The organism is Arthrobacter sp. Dra40 (assembly GCF_059091905.1).
Genome location: NZ_JBNHHB010000355.1, coordinates 1 through 3,649 on the forward strand (window position 1 = coordinate 1; position 3,649 = coordinate 3,649).

The 3,649-nt window shown below is 66.9% G+C and carries 4 protein-coding genes; all 4 read right to left on the reverse strand.

Features of this window, described 5'->3' with window-relative positions; all coding sequences use genetic code 11:
- Nucleotides 1–43 precede the first annotated feature (43 nt).
- Nucleotides 44–1,324 (reverse strand): phosphopyruvate hydratase, encoded by a 1,281-nt coding sequence (gene eno / locus AC5RWT_RS35620; protein ID WP_494084339.1) that lies wholly within the window; start codon nucleotides 1,322–1,324, stop codon nucleotides 44–46.
- A 90-nt stretch (nucleotides 1,325–1,414) separates the two neighbouring features.
- Complete coding sequence (locus AC5RWT_RS35625) at nucleotides 1,415–2,230, reverse strand: MazG nucleotide pyrophosphohydrolase domain-containing protein (protein ID WP_494084340.1); 816 nt, start codon at nucleotides 2,228–2,230, stop codon at nucleotides 1,415–1,417.
- 7 nt (nucleotides 2,231–2,237) lie between these two features.
- Complete coding sequence (locus AC5RWT_RS35630; RefSeq protein ID WP_494084342.1) at nucleotides 2,238–3,344, reverse strand: adenosine deaminase; 1,107 nt, start codon at nucleotides 3,342–3,344, stop codon at nucleotides 2,238–2,240.
- Nucleotides 3,345–3,443: 99 nt separating this feature from the next.
- A partial coding sequence (locus AC5RWT_RS35635; RefSeq protein WP_494084341.1) for a hypothetical protein occupies nucleotides 3,444–3,649 on the reverse strand: 206 nt, incomplete at its 5' end.

Consider the following 3,649-nt stretch of genomic DNA (forward strand, 5'->3'; position numbering starts at 1 on the left):
GATGCCGGACCCCGCTTACGACATTACCGAGGGTCGGCCCAAACTAGGCCGTGAAACGCGGGAAGGCGCTGCGCCCGGCGTAGCGGGCTGCGTCGTCGAGCTCTTCCTCGATGCGCAGCAGCTGGTTGTACTTGGCCACGCGCTCCGACCGGGCCGGGGCGCCGGTCTTGATCTGGCCGGCATTGGTGGCCACGGCGATGTCGGCAATGGTGGTGTCCTCGGTTTCGCCGGAGCGGTGCGAGGTGATGGTGGTGTAGCCGTTGCGCTGGGCCAAAGCCACGGCCTCCAGTGTTTCGGTCAGCGAACCGATCTGGTTGACCTTGACCAGCAGCGAGTTGGCGGTCTTCGCGTCGATGCCCTGCTGCAGCCGCTCAGGGTTGGTGACGAAGAGGTCGTCGCCCACCAGCTGCACTTTGTCGCCCAACTCCGCCGTCAGGGTGGCCCAGCCTTCCCAGTCGGATTCGTCCAGCGGATCCTCGATGGAAACCAGCGGGAAGTCGGCCACGAGCTGGCCGTAGTAGGCGCTCATCTCTGCGGCCGTGAGGGACTTGCCCTCGAACCGGTAGGCGCCGTCCTGATAGAACTCCGAGGAAGCCACGTCCAGGGCCAGGGCAATGTCCTTGCCCGGGACGTAACCGGCACGCGTGATCGCTTCGGTGATCAGGTCCAGTGCGGCCCGGTTGCTGGGCAGGTTCGGGGCGAATCCGCCTTCGTCGCCCAAACCGGTGGAGAGGCCCTTCTCTTTCAGCACGGCCTTGAGGCTGTGGTAGACCTCCACACCCCAGCGCAGACCCTCGGAGAACGTGCCCGCGCCCAGCGGAACCACCATGAACTCCTGGATGTCCACGTCGGAATCCGCGTGCGATCCACCGTTGAGGATGTTCATCAACGGCACCGGCAGCACGTGCGCGTTCGGCCCGCCCAGGTACTTGTACAGCGGAAGGTTGGAGGATTCGGCGGCGGCCGAGGCGACGGCCAGCGAAACACCCAGGATGGCATTGGCGCCCAGATCGGATTTGTTGGACGTGCCGTCCAGGTCCAGCATGGTCTGGTCGATCAACCGCTGGTCGGTGGCGTCCAGGCCCACCAACGCCGGCTGGATGGTGTCCACCACGGCGGCCACTGCCTGGCTCACGCCCTTGCCGAGGTAACGGTCCTTCTCCCCGTCACGGCGTTCGACCGCCTCGAATGCACCGGTGGAGGCACCGGACGGAACAGCAGCCCGGCCCATCGAGCCGTCGGAGAGCAGCACCTCAACTTCAACGGTGGGGTTGCCGCGGGAATCAAGGATTTCGCGTGCGTGGATGGCATCGATCAGCGCCATGGAATAGCTCCTGTTCGTTGGAACGAAAGATGGAAAGTCTGCAAGCGAGGCCGAAGCCGGCCGCAAGGTCCGGCTTAAGACTAATCGAGATCACCCGCTGCGGTTTTCTTCCGTTACGCGCTGCTGGAAACGCCGGACAGCCACCCGCAGAGACTGCTCGGGATCCACTCCGGCATCAACGGCGCTGCGGACGACGGCGAACAGCGCCTCACCGACCCGGTCCTGAGTGACTGCCTGCCCGGCTGGGTCGATGCCGCCGGCTGGTGCGGCGCCGCCGGCCGGGTCAATGCCATCGGCCGGTACGGCGCCGCCGGCTGCACTGTCAGGGTCCGCCCCCGCCGCAGGCCCGAAACCCGCACGACGGGCGCGGGCCAGGGATTTCGCGGCCAGGGTCAGTGCCGGCAGTGAGCCAGGAACGCCGTCGAACGGCGTGGTCCGTTCCGGTTTCTCCGCCGCCTTGACGGCGTCGTAACTGGCCACGATCTCCGCGACGGAGCCGGGAAACTTCTCCTGCAGCGTCCCATCCGGCCGGAAAATGTGCCGGTTCCGCCGGATCAGCTTCGCCGTCAGTTCGGCGGCAACGGCGTCGAAATCAAACTGTCCGCGCTCTTCCTGCAACCTGGCATGCAGCACGACCTGGTACAGCACATCGGCCAGTTCGCCCTTGAGGTCGGCCACGTCGGCCGGACCGGTGTGGCCGGTTTCGACGGCTTCCGCCAGCTCGTGGGCTTCCTCCACCAGGTATTCCACGAGCGACTCGTGGGTCAGCGCGGCGGTCCACAAGCAGTGCTCGCGCAGCTGCGCCACCACCTCGAGCAACCGGGCGACGGCCCATCCAGGGCCAGGCCCCGTCGTCGTGCCGTGCGGATGTCGCTCCTGGTTCAGCGGGTGGCTGGCGCGAGGCATGGCCCTATCAGCCCAGCTGGTGGTTGAAGCCTTCGCCGATGAACTCGACGAGCGCCTCGCGCTCTTCCAGCGGCAGGAAAGCGGCTTCCGCTGCGTTCAGCGTGATCTCCAGCAGGTCATCCAGATCGTAATCGAAGGTTTCCACCAGCAACTCGTACTCGTCGGAGAGCGTGACGCCGCTCATCAGCCGGTTGTCGGTGTTGATGGTGACCTTGAACCCGGTCTGGTACAGCAGGTCGAACGGATGGGACTCGATGCCTTCGCCGAAGACTGCGATGGCGCCGGTCTGCAGATTCGACGACGGGCTGCACTCCAGCGCGATGCCGCGGTCGCGGACCCAGGAGGCGACCCTGCCCAAGGTGACGATGCCAACGTCTTCGCCGTCCTCGCTGTCCGGGCCGAACTCGACCTGGATGTCCTCGGCAATCCGCACGCCGTGGCCCAGCCGCAGCGCCCGGCCGCTGACCAGCGCATCCACGATGCTGTCCACTCCGGCGGCCTCGCCGGCATGGACAGTCACCGGGAACTGCTGTTCCGCCAGGTACGTGAAGGCATCCTTGAAGCGCGAGGGCGGGAAACCGTCCTCGGCTCCGGCAATGTCGAATCCGACGGCGCCCCGGTCACGGTGCCGGACGGCGAGTTCGGCGATTTCCTGCGCGCAGTCGGCGTGGCGCATGGCGGTAATCAGCTGGCCTACCTGAATGGGGCGGCCGCCGGCTTCCACCGCGGCAACGCCGGCTTCCAGCCCCGCCTGCACGGCCTCTACTGCCTCGTCCAAGGACAGGCCGTTGGCCAGGTGTTGTTCCGGCGCCCAGCGGACTTCGCCGTAGACCACGCCGTCGTCGGCCAGGTCCTCCACGAATTCCTTAGCCACACGGAACAGGCCCTCGGTGGTTTGCATGACTGCAATGGTGTGGTCAAAGGTTTCCAGGTAACGAACCAGGGAACCGGAGTCTGCCGACTCCCGGAACCACTCCCCGAGCGCCACCGGGTCTGTGGACGGCAGTTCGTGGCCCACTGCGGCGGCCAGTTCGATGATCGTGGCCGGACGCAGTCCGCCGTCCAGATGGTCGTGCAGCGATACTTTCGGCAGGCTGCGGATGTCGATGTCCATGTCGGCTGCGGTGTCTTCGGAGTAATCAGGCTCAGTCACAGGCACCACATTACGCGAGCACCCAGCCGCCCTGAACCCGCATGGCTTGGGCGGGTCGGTTCAGTCGTTCAGTCCGGCCGCAGAGCGGTTGTTGCGGGCGGGCACGGTGACCGGGAGGTTTGGTTCGAAGCGGACCGTCCGGGATCCAGACGCCGGCGGTTGGTCGCCGCGACCGCGCCGCCCCTGCGCCAGCGCACCCGGATGAGCGGCGGCGGGCGCCCCTGCGCCATCGGCTGCCTGCACCCCGTCTGCCTCCAGCCCGGCTG

Bases quoted from the DNA above. Each gene is read 5' to 3' on its own strand.
- AC5RWT_RS35630 (WP_494084342.1), bottom strand. From the start codon at position 3,344: ATGGACATCGACATCCGCAGCCTGCCGAAAGTATCGCTGCACGACCAT.
- AC5RWT_RS35625 (WP_494084340.1), bottom strand. From the start codon at position 2,230: ATGCCTCGCGCCAGCCACCCGCTGAACCAGGAGCGACATCCGCACGGC.
- eno (WP_494084339.1), bottom strand. From the start codon at position 1,324: ATGGCGCTGATCGATGCCATCCACGCACGCGAAATCCTTGATTCCCGC.